Here is a 15,902-nt window from a genome sequence, read left to right as displayed (position 1 = left end):
ATGAATTTCGCAATCTATGTAAAACCGCGTTCTGCTTCCCAGCCCGGAGGGCTTATCTACAAATGAAAATCAAAGGTTTGTAACAAAGTGCTTTAAAGGAAAAATTCCTCTAACTGCCTAAAAACACCCATAAAATTTTCCATGTATTTGCCCCAAACCTTGAAGCTAAATGGATTGGGGCTTAAACTAGAAAGTCTTTGCTGCTCTGCTGGAAGGAAAATCCAAAGGGAGAATGGGAACTATTTATACGTGCATAAGACAGATAGGCACGCTGCGATTTGCAGGCGAAACACAATAAACTGTTTAAATAAAATGCACTTAACTTTTCCATTGAATTTTAAAAGCGGCCATAAGTAAATAGTACCGCATTTTAATAAAGATAGCGTAAATTAATAGAAAAACAAAACCCTAGCCGTCGGCTGCAGTTTAGAAGTATTTAAAGTTTGTTCAGGATCTTCGAAACTTCTACCTCTCCAGAATTATTGAATTTCAGCTTTTTTTCCGCAGAATACAGATACACCGAAGGATATTTAGAAGGTGCAAACAGTGGGATAAAGACATGATCCCGATCTTGCAAGAGGGTCACGTTTTTTAATCCAATTAAAGGTTTGGCATAATGCTCCATAAAATAATCTATGGTCCTGAATTCATCCAGGGAAACCATATAGATATTTATTTTACTCAGTTCTTTTGTCTTTTTAGAAAGTTCTCCTGCTACCTTTTGGCAATGCGGGCAAGTTGCATCAAAAAAAACAATCAGCGATTGTTTTCCGGCGGGAATATTATTTTTTGTAAACCCTGTCTGATTGGAGGTGTAAAACTTAAAATCAGGCATAGATGCTGGAACCTGAGCAGCAACTGTAAAACAGAATACAGAACATATCAGCGCAAAAAATAAAGATTTCATAAACTTCATAACTATTCCTTAAACAGGTTTAAAAATATAAAAGTAAATATCGCATTCTAATTTAATTAACTGCAATGAAATCGGGATCATTTTTAATTATGACCAGTGCGCTACAATACCAGGATAGTCGTGTTTATAATCGATCAGATCCTCTTTACCATAAAATACACGAATCATTTAAAACCTATTTAAACTGAAATTGTTTAATAAACAAAAATATTATTCTAAGCAACAAACAAAACACAAAATATCATCAACACAAACAACAACAAAATGAAAAAAATCTTAATGGCATTTACAGCATTAATTATGCTGACCTGCAGTGCTGCTATGGCACAAGACACAACGATGCACAAAAAAATGCATACTCAAAAAATGGGAAAAATGCATGATCACATTATGATGAAAGATGGCAAAATGTGGGTCATGAAAGATGGAAAACATATGGAGATGACTGAAACCATGACCCTCAAAAATGGAACAATGGTCATGACCGATGGCACTGTAAAAATGGCCGATGGTAAAACTTCCATGATGAAAAATGGTGACATGATCAATATGGAGGGTAAAATGCACTCTATGAAAACGATGAAAAAACGCATGAAAACGATGAAAAAAGACAGTACCAGCGTGATGTAAAAGAACGTTGTATTCTGTGATTTTTAGATTAGCTTAAAAAAAGAATACATCTGCTCGAATGCTGCTTAAGCTTAGGTAGACTGAAAAAGTCCGCAAACCTTAAAAGGCATTCTCTGCAGATATATTCTTTTTTTCTGGGTGCCTTACCCGGACAAATTGCAATAAAGCCTGGATCAAATGGATTGATTCACAGGTATCTCCACACATAGGTCTATACACGATATACCCTAACCTATACTCCCGCATATCCTGCTTGAGGTCTGCCAGAGGTCTTATTGGGATAAAGGTACCCTTACCCCAACAAGACCCCAACCAGATATGCGTTAGATACGATTCACCCCAATAGAAGTCTTCATTTTAGCGCATTTTATCCAGCCGGGAAGAAAACTGCACAGAACCCTGATCACCTCCTTCCTCTGCAGTTTGCTACGGAAAATTCTCGTACGCTGCGGAAAGACCTCAGAGATCTGCGGCTTCTTCAGCCCGCCTGATATCGTTAGTCTTGAAGCAGTTGTACAGAATTTTCCGCACAATTCACCTCTCTAAATTATTTTGCCTGTTTTAAAACAACGGCACCTAAAGGAGGAATATCCATATTTATAGAATATTCTCTGAAATGACACCCCACTTGCTCTGGCAAATAGGTTCCCTCGTAGATTTTGCCACTTCCAAAAAGTTCAACGGCGTCAGAATTAAAGATTTCTTTCCACTCTGCTTTAAAGGGTAGGCCAATTCTATAATTTTCCCGGAACACCGGCGTCAGATTTAAGATGACGATCAGTGTATCTTTAGCTTTCAATCCTTTTCTGATATACACATAAACAGATTGCTGTGCGTCATCAGCATTAATCCATTCAAAACTGTCATAAGAATAGTTATTAGCATATAATGCTGGCTCCGTTCGGTACAAATGGTTCAAAGCCTTGACAGTATTCTGCATACCTTTATGAGAATCATACTGCAACAAATCCCAGTCCAGAGATTTTGTAAAATTCCATTCTCCGTTTTGTGCAATTTCATTCCCCATGAATAAGAGTTTACTTCCAGGCTGGGTAAACATGTAAGTATATAAAGTCCTCAAGTTTGCGAATTTCTGCCATTCATCTCCCGGCATTTTATAGATCATAGAAGATTTGCCATGCACCACCTCGTCGTGCGAAAAAGGCATCATGAATTTCTCAGAAAAAGCATAAGTAATGCTAAAAGTTAACTGGTGATGATGGTGTTTTCTGTTGATCGGATCATTCTTAAAATATTTGAGCGTGTCGTTCATCCAGCCCATCATCCACTTTAAACCAAAGCCCAGTCCTCCTTCCGAAACCGGATGCGTAACGCCCGGAAATGTACTGCTTTCTTCTGCAATGGTCAGTACACCCTCATAATTTCCGTATACAGCTTCATTCATATCTTTCAGGAACTGAATAGCTCCCAGATTGTCACTGCCCCCATATTCATTTGTACCCGCCTCTCCATCCTTCCTGGAAAAATCAAAATACAACATAGAAGCCACGGCATCTACCCTTAATCCGTCAGCGTGATATTTATCCATCCAGAATAAGGCGTTACTGATCAGAAAAGACCTGATCTCATTCCTATCGTAATTAAAGATATAAGACTTCCAGTCTGGATGAAAACCTTTCCTCATATCTGCATGCTCATATAAATGCGTACCATCAAATTTATACAAACCATGTGCATCACCTGGAAAATGAGATGGTACCCAATCCAGGATCACAGCAATATTACTTTTATGGAGTTGCTCAATAAGGTACATCAACTCCTGTGGTGTTCCATGCCTTGAACTCGCAGCAAAATATCCGGTAATCTGGTAGCCCCAAGATGGAAAATACGGATATTCCATAATGGGCATAAGCTCCACATGGGTGAAACCCATTTCGAGTACGTAGGGTACCAGTGTATTTGCAATTTCTTTATAAGTCAGAATCCGCTCAGGATCACTCGGATCTCTTTGCCAGGAGCCCAAATGCAGTTCATAGACGGAAACCGGCTGGCTCAATGTATTTAATTTAGGCCGTTTGCTCAGCCAATTCTTATCCTTCCAGCTATAATCTGTATCCCAAACAATAGAAGCTGTACGTGGCGGGTGCTCCCATCTACTGGCAAAAGGATCTCCTTTTTCTGTATCAATGCCGTCAAAACCCTTAATGGCATACTTATAGACCTCGCCCTTTCCTATTTCTGGGATAAACCCTTCCCAGATGCCCGAACTGTCCAGCCTCCGGTACAAGGTATGAGCAGTCTTGCTCCATTGATTAAAACCACCCGTAACACCAACTTCCTGGGCATTAGGTGCCCAAACTGCAAAAAAAGTTCCAGGTGTTCCATCAACCTCCATCACATGGGCACCTAATTTCTCATACAAGCGGAAATGTTTACCAGATATGAACAAGGAAGTATCAAAATCTGTAAATAAACTATAGATCCAAACCGGGGTACTTTGTTTTTTAGAAACACTTTTTGAGGACTTGCTCATGATATCGGATTGAAACTGGGTTTATATAAGGTTATATAGTAAATATTCTAATATCGCCAAAATTCTTAGTAGACTTAAAGCGAAGATGGCCACTTTCATCCAATGTAAAATCGGTCAGCTCCCTGTCGTCAATAATGATCCTTTTCACCTGAAATGGAATACCAATGACCTGATAGCTGTACAATTCATAATTTGGTGTATACAGTCCATCTGTTGTTTGCTCTATCAGTAAAGATACGGCATCACCTCTTACACTGAACTTCTTTTCTGAATAAATATCCTGTTCATATGCAAAAGTATCTCCATGATCTTCAAAGAAGAAAGAATTTACTTCGTAGTCACTATAATAAACGTTCAACATCACCTCATCAATATGTTTTTCACCAACATATTGCATTACCGGATATTCCGGTATCACAGATCCAGCCTTCACAAACAGCGGCATGCTTTCTATTGGAGCTTCAATCTCATGTTCCTTTTCCCCCTCAAGCAATTCATTGGTCCAGAAATTATACCACTTTCCCTTTGGCAGATAAACAATCCTGGATATAGCCCCCTGTTCTAACACCGGACAGACCATGATCTTATCGCCAAAAGTAAATTCATCCTGTCTGTAATGGTTACTCACTTTATCTTGCTCCAGCATCACCAAAGGCCTTAGAATTGGAAAACCATAACGGTGATGTTCCCAGAATACCGAATAAATATAAGGCATCAGTTTATACCGTAGTTCTATGAACTTTCGGTTGATGCTGGTAAAAGGCTCTCCAAAACTCCAGGGTTCACGTTCAGATGTATCGCCTGCTGAGTGCGCCCGCATAAAAGGCGAAAAGGTCCCCATCTGTATCCAACGTGTAAACAGTTCTCCGTCTGGTTCGCCGCTAAAGCCGCCAATGTCTGTTCCGCAGAATGGAACCCCGGATACAGACATCCGCTGACATTGAATATTTCCCATCTTTAAATGTTCCCATGTCGCTACATTATCACCAGTCCACACACAACCGTAACGCTGCATGCCCGAATAACCTGCCCTTGTAATGGTGAACGGACGTTTATTGCGCATGAGTTTCTTCAACCCATCATAGGTAGAACGGACCATCTGCATTCCGTAAACGTTATGGGCTTTTCGATGCGACCCGCGGTAGCCGTCAAAGTTATGTCTTACATCATTCGGAAAAGTTCCTGAGCCAAAAACAGCAGGTTCATTCATGTCATTCCAAACACCGGCAACGCCCATATCTACCAATTCTTTGTACAACCCTCCCCACCACTCACGAACAGTAGGATTGGTAAAATCAGGAAACTGGCATCGTCCGGGCCATACATGCCCTTCCATAAAATAGTCATCGCTCCTGCGACAGAAATAATTGTTCTCTTTGCCCTCTTTAAATACCCAGTAATTATCATCCACTTTAATTCCCGGATCAATCATCACTACAGTTTTCATCCCAATATTGAGCAGTTCCTTGATCATTCTTTTTGGATCAGGAAAATACTTCTTATTCCAGGTGAAACAGCGGTAACCATCCATATAATCGATATCCAGGTAAATGGCATCACATGGGATATCCCGGGAACGGAACCCCTCAGCAATTTCTTTTACCTTGCTCTCCGGATAGTAACTCCAGCGGCACTGATGATAGCCCAAAGCCCACTTTGGTGGCATAGGGTGTGTACCAGTCAAGGTTTGATAGCGCTTCACCACATCCATCAGATGGGGCCCATGGATATAATAATATTGCAGCTCACCTCCATCTGCCCAGAAACTTGTTTTGGATACATCTTCCTTACCAAAGTCAAAATAGGAACGGAAGGTGTTATCGAAAAATATTCCATAAGCTGCATGATCGTGCAGGCCGCTATAAAAAGGTATGGTTCTATATAAAGGATCCTGATCCCATCCGAAGGAGTAGGCATCTGTGTTCCAGTTCTGAAAATGTCTGCCTCTTAAATTTAGATTACCAGACTTGTCTCCCAGACCAAAAAAGTTCTCTTCAGGCAAACATTTTTTTGTAGCATAGACATAATAACCTCCAAATTCAACATTTTCTTCCCAGTGCATAGGTGATTCGTCTTCGCTCATCACCATCTGCGAACTATTTTCCACAAATGAAATCAGGAAATCTGACTTCCTGATGTTGCAGGTAATCGTGTTTGTAGAGATAGAATAACGGTCTTCAAATTCTACCATTCCAAAAGTAGTAACCTTCTGATCCACAGTTTTTACTGCATACGAAAAATCATCCAAAAAAACACCGTGCGGAGCTAGTCTTACGCGAATAATTTCATCGCTTACCACGCGAACTTCGACCCTGGCGTCGCCATCAGAGAAGAAAAATTTATTACCTTCCGTAACCACTTTAGTTACAGACGAAAGGTATTTCTTTACTATAGGTTTAAGAACAGTTACCGGATTGTTTAAATGTTGGATGGTTTCTTCAACTATTTCCTGAATATTTTCGTTGTCTTTTATTTCTTTTCCTTGTTCGTTTCTTTCTTCCATGAAATCGTTTGTATAAAAATTGGAAATCCTGAGATCGTGTACTTTATACATCTAAAGTGTTAATTTTTATATTAAAAGCAAAGGATATTTAGATATATAATTAGTACCATTTATTTGTATTTGACACTTTAATCAAGTTTTTTGATTTTTCTTGTTGGTCATTTTGAGCCTTGTTTAAAAGGAAAGCTTTGCAAAAATGGAACGCTCATCATAAAAAAAGCCCCGGTAAAAAAATACCAGGGCCTGTGAGAATAAGAAAAGTATCTAAAGGTTAAAAGCGTAGGCTACATAATATATTGCGCCTGCAGCAGGATTACCGTAGGAAGTAATATAGTATTTGTTCAAAATATTTGATCCTCCGATCTTAATCATAGAGTTTACGGAACGTATCTTCAGGTTAACCTGGGCATCCATCGTTCCAAAAGCAGGAACTTCTCCTGAAGAAAAGGAAGAGTTCCAATAGAAACTACCCTGCCAGCGATAGTTTACGTTAAATCCAATATTTTTAATGATTTCTTTATTTCCAAAACCCAAATTATAACGGATTTCAGGCGTATTAAAATCATTGATATAGTCAGCAGGAATATCGCCTATCTTATTATAGGATATATTACCGCTTAGATTGTATTTACCCAGAAGATAATCTATGCCCAATGCTGCACCATACGAAGTTACTTTTCCAGTAGCATTTACAGGAACTCCAAATTTCGTAAAAGAACCGGCTCCGTTACTTTGGTAAACATCTACCGAAGTAATAAAATCTTTGTAGATGTTATAGTAGGCATAGGCATCAATCAAAAACTTAGGTCCCAGCAAACCTTTGTACCCAACTTCATAGGCCTGGACACTTTCTGGTCTTACCCCTCTGGGATCAAAGGTATAAGGCGTTAATAAAGCAGGATTAGGTGTTCCGGTTGCCGCAGAATTCAAAAACGCACGATAACTCACATCCGTAAAAGCCTGATTGCTAAACAAGTTGTATTTATTGAGAATTTCAGGCAAACCACCAATTAATCTTTGCGATCCTCCGCCAACAGACAAGTCTATATATTGGTTTTGTGTAGTTGGATTCCGATATCCGGTTTGGTAGGAAACCCGGATATTATTGTTTGGTGCAACAGTAAGCACCCCGGTAATTCTTGGCGTAAAACGCCCATCAAAATTTTTACTTTTATCATAGCGCCCTGAAAAAGTAAGCTTTAATTTATCGTCCAAAAATTTCTTACCTAACTGAGCAAAACTTCCGTATTCTTTAATATCAATATCCCTGTTCAAATCATCAAATATAGTACCTCCAGAACGAAGCTGGAAAAGCCTGTAGGATGCACCAACCTGGAATTCTACCACATTATTAAAGGCATTGCTGAAATTATACATACCTTCATAGTGGTACAAATTGGTTTTATCATCAAATTTAGCGCCGTATTTACCTTTGGCAAAGTCTGTACTGGCGATGGTGGTGTTCATGATCTGATCTTTAGCCGTCTCAAAAGCCGGTGAACCCGGTTCAAATCGCCCTTGGTTAGCTGCTGCTCTGGCAGCGGCGTTCGCTGCGGCATCACTTGCGCCTTGTGCTCTTGCTCCAACATAAGTCCCTACGTACTCAGGAAACCACTGTGTGGAAGGTTTGGATACCTCATTGATATAACTTCCTAAAATAGAAGAGATATAAGAATCACCTGAACGCTCCTGCGTGGTGTAAGCCCTCACAAAGAAATCCTGCCCATTTAATTCCAGTTTGTATTGGCCGATGCTAAAATTTCTCAAAGAATAACGGTCGGAACCGGTATATACTGATGTACCTGTTCCCCAGTTCGCCTGAGCTATAGCTTCTACAGTAGGTGTAAATTTATAATGCAGTGCTCCTGATACCTTTAGAGATTGTGTTTTATAATCTACCAGATCTCTTTCATCATAACCTGTTCTGGACACATTCTGGTTGGGCAATAATCCTGGATTAGTAACAATACCTGCATAAAAAGGCTTCATTTGTGCATTGGTACTTAAAAAGTTCGTCAAATAGCCTTGAGTAACAGGGTTGGCTTTAAAAGCGGCGATCTGGGACGCTGTAGGATCTGTTTGCAACCCTAATGCTCCCTTCACAAAAGCAGAAGTTCCGGCGTTCAAAACAGACTGGGCTACATTACGCATGTTCTGGCTAACTTCGTCTCCATACACATTCACGCCGTCATAATTGGGGTCCGACTTTCTATCTCCCGGAATAACTGTCCTGGATGCCCGGTCAAAATTGCTATAATTATCTGCCTGCCAGTCCTGGGCTTGTAAGAACGAGAAGGTCGCTTTAACTGCAAATTTATTATTCCAGGCTTTGGCTACCCTTACATCCAACTGATTAAATGGTTGAGTACTGCTGTTGTTATCATTTACATGGTTAATTCCTGACTTGAACTGAAAACTTGGCCCCTGATATTCAAAAGGACTTTTTGAGGTCATAAGCATTGTCCCGTTAATTCCCCCGGCTCCATATAAAGCCGACGACGCGCCCGGTAACAGTTCCACATTGTCCACGTCCAGATCATTTATACCCACTATGTTACCTACCGAAAAATTCAGTCCTGGCGCCTGGTTATCCATACCATCCACATATTGGTTAAACCTGTTGTTTCCATTGGAATTAAAGCCCCTTGTATTGATTGATTTAAAGGTCAAACTTTGTGTACTTACCTCTACACCTTTCATATTGGCCAAGGCATCATAAAAAGACGGAGCCGGCAATTCTTTAAGGGTACTTTGTCCCATCCTTTCAATAGAGACAGGTGATTCCAGAATTCGTTCTGGTGTTCTTGAGGCTGAAATTACGACTTCCTGCCCCAATATTCCCGTCTGTTCGAGTTCTATATTCAGCGCCGCAGTATGACCTGTAATTATCCTTTCCACAGAAGCGTATCCAATATAGGAAATGACTAAAGTAAATGGCCTTTTCTCCGTTGTACTGAATGAAAATTTTCCGTTTTGGTCTGTTGAGGTCCCTGCCGTAGTTCCTTTAACAATGATTCCCACACCCGGTATCGGTTCATGGCTGAGTTTATCAGTAATTGTTCCGCTGATCGCAATAGACTGTGCCTGTACCGATGGCACAACAGAACAAAAGACCAGAAGAATCAACGCAATTTTTGTAAAATTTCTTATCATACGCTGTAATTTAGATTTGGGTTTAACTTAGTGTATATAAATTTAACACAATTAATGAAACTAACAAATTCATTTTTAAGCCACATTAAGATTAGAAAATTTGGATAGGGTGGAAATTGATCGAAGTTTTATTAAATTGCCTTAGAAAACTAAATGGATTGCTTGTTCCGACAGGACGATTTATTAACTAAACTGCAATGAATAAAGTTAAAGCTACATTCTGTGTCGTCATCCCCCTTTTGTTAGTTTATATTTTCAACACCAAATTTGGCGCTGTCCCTCCTTTGCTGAAATTTCTAAATCCTTTTACCGGATTCTGGCAAAACGCGGAGCCCTCGGGTATTGGCCTGAATCATAAGGTTGTGCTCAAAGGTACCCATGACCGTGTTGAAGTGGTCTTTGATGACCGGATGATCCCCCATATTTTTGCTAATAATGATTATGACGTTTATTATACTCAGGGTTATGTTACCGCTATGCACCGCTTATGGCAAATGGATTTTCAGACCCGCTTTGCTGCCGGTCGCTTATCCGAAGTAGTAGGTAGTAAGGCCATTGAACTTGACCGTTACCAACGCCGTATGGGAATGGTTTATGGTGCTGAAAACTCTCTGGAAGGTATGATGCAGGACCCAAAATCCAAAGAGATGATGACCGCCTATACCGAAGGGATTAATGCCTATATCCACTCTCTTTCCAAAGCGAACCTCCCTTTGGAGTATAAGATACTTGATTTTGTACCTGAAGACTGGACCCCACTTAAATGTGCTTTGCTGCTCAAACAAATGTCGGCCGTTCTGGCCATGGGTTCCGACGAATTTTACATGTCCAATATCCTTAAAAAATATGGCCCTGAGGTAACCAATAATCTCTTCCCGGATTATCCTTTCAGAGAAGATCCTATCATCCCGAAAGGTACAAAATGGGACTTTAAGCCTCTTCCTATTCCGGCAGTTCCTTTGGCCTTCAATCAGATGGTTACCGGTGACATCAGAACAAAGCAAAAAATAGACGGAATTGGCAGCAATAATTGGGCATTGTCGGGCGAAAAAACAGCTTCCGGTTCACCAATTCTGGAAAATGACCCGCACCTGGATCTAACCTTACCCTCTATCTGGTATCAGATACAATTGCATGCTCCGGGTTTAAATGCCTATGGTGTTTCACTTCCAGGAGCGCCTGGTATTACTATAGGGTTTAATCAGAATATTGCCTGGGGTGTAACGAATGTGGCAGCCGATGTGCTGGATTTCTATCAAATTAAATTTAAAGACAATAGTCACAAAGAATACTGGTACGACAACAAGTGGAACAGGACCGCAGAAAGACTGGAGAAAATTAAAATCAGAGGAAGTCACACAGAAACAGATACGGTAATTTACACCCATCACGGGCCGGTGGTCTATTTCCAGAGACCAGAGAAACTTTCCAGGGCAGACAATGTTCCTTTAGGCCATGCTTTGAGGTGGATAGCCCATGAAAAGTCAAATGAACTCATGACCTTCTACTACCTTAACAGGGGAAAAAACTATACCGACTACCGAAAAGCACTCACCTATTATACTGCTCCCGCGCAAAACTTCATTTTTGCCTCCGCAGATAACGATATTGCCATTACACCAAATGGTAAATTTCCTTTAAAATGGAAGGACCAGGGCAAATTTATTCTGGACGGCAGCGACCCTAAAAGTGACTGGCAGGGCTGGATACCTGCTTCACAAAATCCCACAGTTAAAAATCCGCCGCGTCATTTTGTAAGTTCTGCCAATCAGAGTTCTACCGATCAAACCTATCCCTATTATATCAACTGGGAATTCAGTTCTTATGAACGGGGAAAGCGCATCAATGATCGTTTAAGTAAGATGACTAATGCGACAGCCGACAGTATACGACTCATGCAAAGTGACGCTTACAGTATTTTTGCAGAGAATCTGCTTCCTGCCCTGCTCAGCCGCGTAGACAACAATGCCCTGAACGCAACGCAAAAGGAAGCCTTTAACATCATCAGCAAATGGAATAAATATTATAATGCAAAAGAAATTGGCGCCAGTGTCTTTGATTTGTGGTCTACACGTTTGTTTTTTGACATATGGGATGACGATTTCACTATTAAAGGAATTCCAATGCGTTATCCATCCAGGGACAGGACGATAGAGCTCATCCTGAAAGACCCGAACTCCAAATGGTTTGACAATGTTCTGACTTCCAAAAAGGAAACACTGAACGATCTGGTTAATGAATCTTTTAAATATGCCTGTGACAGCCTGGAAAAAAAACTTGGTCCTATCGGGAAGAACTGGGAATGGGCCAGGGTGAAACAAACCCATGTACCCCATTTAGCCAATATTCCCGGACTGGGCTCAAAGACTTTAATGATGGGTGGTGCAAAAAGTACCATTAATGCCCTTGGTGAAAAGAACGGGCCATCATGGAGAATGGTGGTTGAACTGGGTAAAAACCCCAAAGGACATGGGGTATTTCCGGGTGGTCAGTCTGGTAATCCAGGCAGCCCCTTTTATGACAATATGATCGAAACCTGGTCCAGGGGAGAATTGTATGACTTGTACTTTATGCAGACACCAAAGGATCCATCCGCCAAAATAATTTCTAACCTTCACATCTCCAACAAATAGATTATGGTCTTTATTGTTATACTAATTGCTTCATTTCTATTACAGATCATCTTTCCATGGTGGGTCATTGTGATCATCAGTTTTGTAACCTGTGGTCTGATCGGAAAAACTGCTAAAATATCATTATGGTTTCCTTTTGCAGCAATTTTCCTATTGTGGATTGGTATGGCTCTGTTTAAGAGCATTCCAAATCACAATATATTGGCGGGGCGCATTGCAGAAATGCTCGCCGTAAAATCATGGATACTGGTATTGATACTGACTGGAATTCTTGGTGGTTTTATTGCAGCAATCAGCGGCATTTGCGGATATCATTTCCGCAAGGCTATCCTGTGTAAAAAAACAAAATCAGGACAACATGCTGGCTAAAGCGCATTCTAAAACAAAAATCTTGTGTATTTTTGCAAGGTGAATCCTATCCAGCAAATATTTTCCATCAACAATGATTCTGAGTTTGATGAAACGGCACTGGCCATTTTCAAACATCAGGCAGAACATTGTGCAGTATATGCATCTTATATCCGGCACCTCAACATCATTCCTGCTCACATCAGCAGCGTACTGGATATCCCTTATCTACCCATTTCCTTTTTTAAAACGCATGAAGTACTGAGTAATCCGAAAATACCGGAAATTATTTTCAGTAGCTCGGGTACAACCGGCATGGTCCAAAGCCGTCATATGGTTACAGATGTCAGTATCTATGAAGATAGTTTTAACAAGGCTTTTGAACTGTTTTATGGGAAGATAGAAGATACCTGCCTTTTGGCACTCTTACCCTCTTACCTGGAAAGAGATGGATCTTCTTTGATATATATGGTAGATGCATTACTAAAACAGAGCAAACATCCCGATAGTGGCTATTTCCTGCACAACCATGACGAGCTCTACCAGAAGCTAAAGAAACTACAAGACAATAAGCAAAGAACCATTTTAATAGGTGTCACTTATGCCCTGCTCGATTTTATTGAGCGCTATCGGCTGGATTTCCCTGAATTGATTGTCATGGAAACGGGGGGTATGAAAGGCAAAAGAAAAGAAATGGTGAGAGAAGAGCTTCATGATTTGCTTCAGGCTGGTTTTGGCGTAAGTGCTATACACAGCGAATATGGAATGACAGAGCTCCTTTCACAAGCTTATTCTTTTGGAGAAGGTATTTTTTACTGTCCTGCGTGGATGAAAATTGTACTGCGCGACACTAACGATCCTTTGAGTTTAATTCGAAACCACCAAACTGGCGGCATCAATATCATCGACCTCGCCAATGTGAATTCCTGCTCTTTTATTGCGACGCAGGATCTAGGAAAAATATACCCGGATGGTTCTTTTGAAGTACTGGGTCGTTTTGACAATGCAGACATCCGGGGCTGTAATTTACTGGTACAATAGCCGGATTAGATATCGGTCCAATTATTTCATAAAAAAAGCCGTTAAAGCTTACATTTAACGGCTTTCTTTTTATAAAAGTCTTAAACTATTCTGCTGTTAAAAGAAAGTAGTTCTTTTTTCCTTTCTGTATAATAATATATTTACCATTTAACAGATGTGCTGCATTGAATACAACAGAAGCCTCTTTAATCTTCTCTTTATTTAAAGAAACCCCACCACCTTGTATGGTCTTTTTTGCTTCGCCTTTTGAGGGGAATACACTTGTTTTTTCGGCCAGTAAAGTTGAAGCATCCATTCCACCCTCTAACTCTGCCTTAGAAATTTTATGCTGAGGTACACCTTCAAAAATCTCCAGTACCTGCGCATCACTTAGAGTTGCAAAAAAATCCAGGGAGCCATTGCCAAACAAAAACTCTGAGGTTTTGATGGCAGTCTCCAAGGCTTCTACAGAATGGGTCCTAACCGTAATATCTTCGGCTAAAGATTTTTGCAGAATACGCAAATGAGGTGCAGTATCATGTTCTTTCTCCAAAGCTTCTATTTCTGCTTGTGTTTTCAGTGTAAAGATTCTGATCCATTTCTTTGTATCATCATCAGAAGCATTTAGCCAAAACTGGTAGAATTTATACGGAGAGGTTTTTTCCGGGTCCAGCCAAACCGCACCACTTTCTGTTTTACCAAATTTGGTGCCGTCGGCTTTCTTTATAAGTTGCGTGGTGATCGCAAAGGCCGTACCTGCATCTTTGCGTCTGATCAGTTCAGTACCCGTTACAATGTTACCCCATTGATCCGAGCCGCCCATTTGGACCAGACAATTGTGGTGTTTCCAGAGGTAGTAAAAATCAAAACCCTGGATCAACTGGTAACAGAACTCTGTAAAGGACAATCCAGAATCGCCTTCCAAACGTCTTTTCACACTATCTTTGGCCATCATGTAATTAACAGTAATGTGCTTGCCTACGTCTCTGATAAAAGTAAACAGGTTCATATCTTTAAACCAGTCATTATTATTTACCATTATTGCACCATTACCAGCCTCTTCAAATTTCAAAAATTTAGAAAGTTGTTTTTTCATTCCAGCCAGGTTATGTTCTACCATAGCCTCTGTCTGAAGATTTCTTTCGTCAGATTTACCAGAAGGATCTCCTACCATTCCTGTAGCACCCCCAACAAGGGCATAAGGTTTATGTCCGGCGCGCTGGAAATGAATAAGCGTCATGATCTGGGTCAAATGCCCCACGTGCAATGAATCCGCTGTTGGGTCAAAACCTATATACCCGGATGTCATGCCCTCATTTAATTTTTCCTCAGTACCAGGCATCATGTCCTGCAACATGCCTCTCCATCTTAGTTCCTCTACAAAATTGGTCATTGTTTCTATCCTTTTGCGGCAAATATAGGAAAAGCTATGTTATCTGTTAAATTGAATTCTTCTTCTCCCCAAATTGACCTGAAGATCATCCGCTTTCCAAACAATTTTCATTACATTTAAAGCGATGAACTTCTTATCGCATTATTATTTTGAAAGACATAATCCAGACCACAACATTGTAATTGGTGTTGTATTGCCCGATTTTGTTAAAAATGCGCATAAAGACTGGAACCTTAACCCTCAAAAAGAAGCGCATTTATTTTTAGACAATCCACACCATCAATCCTTGCTTTGTGGGTGGGAAAGGCACCTTGAGGTTGATAAATTATTCCATTCTTCAGATTTTTTCATCACCCGGACTGCAACATTAAAACAATTGTTGCTGCCCTCTTTACAATCTGGTCCTGTAAAACCTTTCTTCCTGGCACATATTGGTTTGGAATTGATGCTGGACCACCTGCTGACCATTGAAGGCCGAATCAATATCAACCGATTCTACGAACAACTTCAGCAAGCCAATACGCCCGAACTACAGTCTTTTCTCAATTTAGCAGGAATCAAGGACCTGGATCATTTTCTTCGTTTTCTAAATAACTTCATCTCCAGCAGATATCTGCTCAGTTATCAGAAAATTGAAAACATAACCTACGCTTTAAACCGGATCTGTATGCGCTTGTGGGAAAATCCTTTTCAGGAAGAACAACTTGAACAGCTAACGGAAATCCTTTTATTATTTCGCGGTCAGCTCCAAAAAGATTATCTGAGTATTTTTAAAGAAATCGAAAGTAAATTATAATCATTCGTATCTTCGC

Annotated in this window: 10 protein-coding genes; 5 read left to right on the top strand and 5 right to left on the bottom strand. The window is 40.3% G+C overall.

Annotation, left to right across the window (positions count from 1 at the left end):
• Positions 1–436 precede the first annotated feature (436 nt).
• Positions 437–907 (bottom strand): peroxiredoxin, encoded by a 471-nt coding sequence (locus tag DBR11_RS27910; protein ID WP_108555823.1) that lies wholly within the window; start codon positions 905–907, stop codon positions 437–439.
• Positions 908–1,180: 273 nt separating this feature from the next.
• On the opposite strand from DBR11_RS27910, the gene DBR11_RS27905 reads away from it, so the two are divergent.
• Positions 1,181–1,546, top strand: coding sequence for a DUF6799 domain-containing protein (locus DBR11_RS27905; protein WP_146186695.1), 366 nt, complete (start codon positions 1,181–1,183; stop codon positions 1,544–1,546).
• Positions 1,547–2,093: 547 nt separating this feature from the next.
• Here DBR11_RS27905 and glgB read toward each other — a convergent pair.
• From glgB to DBR11_RS27890, 3 genes are all read right to left on the bottom strand, one after another.
• Positions 2,094–4,040, bottom strand: coding sequence for a 1,4-alpha-glucan branching protein GlgB (gene glgB / locus DBR11_RS27900; protein WP_108555812.1), 1,947 nt, complete (start codon positions 4,038–4,040; stop codon positions 2,094–2,096).
• Positions 4,041–4,071: 31 nt separating this feature from the next.
• Positions 4,072–6,543 carry a glycoside hydrolase family 31 protein gene (locus DBR11_RS27895; RefSeq protein ID WP_108555822.1) on the bottom strand — a complete coding sequence of 824 codons (2,472 nt, stop codon included), beginning with the start codon at positions 6,541–6,543 and terminating at the stop codon, positions 4,072–4,074.
• A 264-nt stretch (positions 6,544–6,807) separates the two neighbouring features.
• Positions 6,808–9,696 (bottom strand): TonB-dependent receptor, encoded by a 2,889-nt coding sequence (locus tag DBR11_RS27890; protein ID WP_108555811.1) that lies wholly within the window; start codon positions 9,694–9,696, stop codon positions 6,808–6,810.
• A gap of 197 nt (positions 9,697–9,893) precedes the next feature.
• Between DBR11_RS27890 and DBR11_RS27885 the strand changes: the two genes are divergently transcribed.
• The 3 genes from DBR11_RS27885 to DBR11_RS27875 are packed head-to-tail and all read left to right on the top strand — an operon-like array spanning position 9,894 to position 13,718.
• Positions 9,894–12,329, top strand: coding sequence for a penicillin acylase family protein (locus DBR11_RS27885; RefSeq protein WP_108555810.1), 2,436 nt, complete (start codon positions 9,894–9,896; stop codon positions 12,327–12,329).
• 3 nt (positions 12,330–12,332) lie between these two features.
• Positions 12,333–12,698 carry a hypothetical protein gene (locus DBR11_RS27880; protein WP_108555809.1) on the top strand — a complete coding sequence of 122 codons (366 nt, stop codon included), beginning with the start codon at positions 12,333–12,335 and terminating at the stop codon, positions 12,696–12,698.
• Between the two features lie 24 nt (positions 12,699–12,722).
• Positions 12,723–13,718, top strand: a complete 996-nt coding sequence (locus tag DBR11_RS27875; RefSeq protein ID WP_233260938.1) for an acyl transferase — start codon at positions 12,723–12,725, stop codon at positions 13,716–13,718.
• 85 nt (positions 13,719–13,803) lie between these two features.
• On the opposite strand, the gene tyrS is transcribed toward DBR11_RS27875, so the two are convergent.
• Positions 13,804–15,090: a tyrosine--tRNA ligase gene (tyrS, locus tag DBR11_RS27870; RefSeq protein ID WP_108555807.1), complete on the bottom strand. Its 1,287-nt coding sequence runs from the start codon at positions 15,088–15,090 to the stop codon at positions 13,804–13,806.
• A gap of 124 nt (positions 15,091–15,214) precedes the next feature.
• Here tyrS and DBR11_RS27865 point away from each other — a divergent pair, with 124 nt between their 5' ends.
• Positions 15,215–15,886: an ACP phosphodiesterase gene (locus DBR11_RS27865; RefSeq protein ID WP_108555806.1), complete on the top strand. Its 672-nt coding sequence runs from the start codon at positions 15,215–15,217 to the stop codon at positions 15,884–15,886.
• The last annotated feature ends 16 nt before the right edge of the window (positions 15,887–15,902 follow it).

The sequence above is a fragment of the Pedobacter sp. HMWF019 genome (assembly GCF_003061025.1).
Lineage (GTDB): Bacteria > Bacteroidota > Bacteroidia > Sphingobacteriales > Sphingobacteriaceae > Pedobacter.
This window is presented reverse-complemented; position numbering and strand designations above follow the sequence as displayed.

Bases quoted from the DNA above. Each gene is read 5' to 3' on its own strand.
- DBR11_RS27910 (WP_108555823.1), bottom strand. From the start codon at position 907: ATGAAATCTTTATTTTTTGCGCTGATATGTTCTGTATTCTGTTTTACA.
- DBR11_RS27905 (WP_146186695.1), top strand. From the start codon at position 1,181: ATGAAAAAAATCTTAATGGCATTTACAGCATTAATTATGCTGACCTGC.
- glgB (WP_108555812.1), bottom strand. From the start codon at position 4,040: ATGAGCAAGTCCTCAAAAAGTGTTTCTAAAAAACAAAGTACCCCGGTT.
- DBR11_RS27895 (WP_108555822.1), bottom strand. From the start codon at position 6,543: ATGGAAGAAAGAAACGAACAAGGAAAAGAAATAAAAGACAACGAAAAT.
- DBR11_RS27890 (WP_108555811.1), bottom strand. From the start codon at position 9,696: ATGATAAGAAATTTTACAAAAATTGCGTTGATTCTTCTGGTCTTTTGT.
- DBR11_RS27885 (WP_108555810.1), top strand. From the start codon at position 9,894: ATGAATAAAGTTAAAGCTACATTCTGTGTCGTCATCCCCCTTTTGTTA.
- DBR11_RS27880 (WP_108555809.1), top strand. From the start codon at position 12,333: ATGGTCTTTATTGTTATACTAATTGCTTCATTTCTATTACAGATCATC.
- tyrS (WP_108555807.1), bottom strand. From the start codon at position 15,090: ATGACCAATTTTGTAGAGGAACTAAGATGGAGAGGCATGTTGCAGGAC.
- DBR11_RS27865 (WP_108555806.1), top strand. From the start codon at position 15,215: ATGAACTTCTTATCGCATTATTATTTTGAAAGACATAATCCAGACCAC.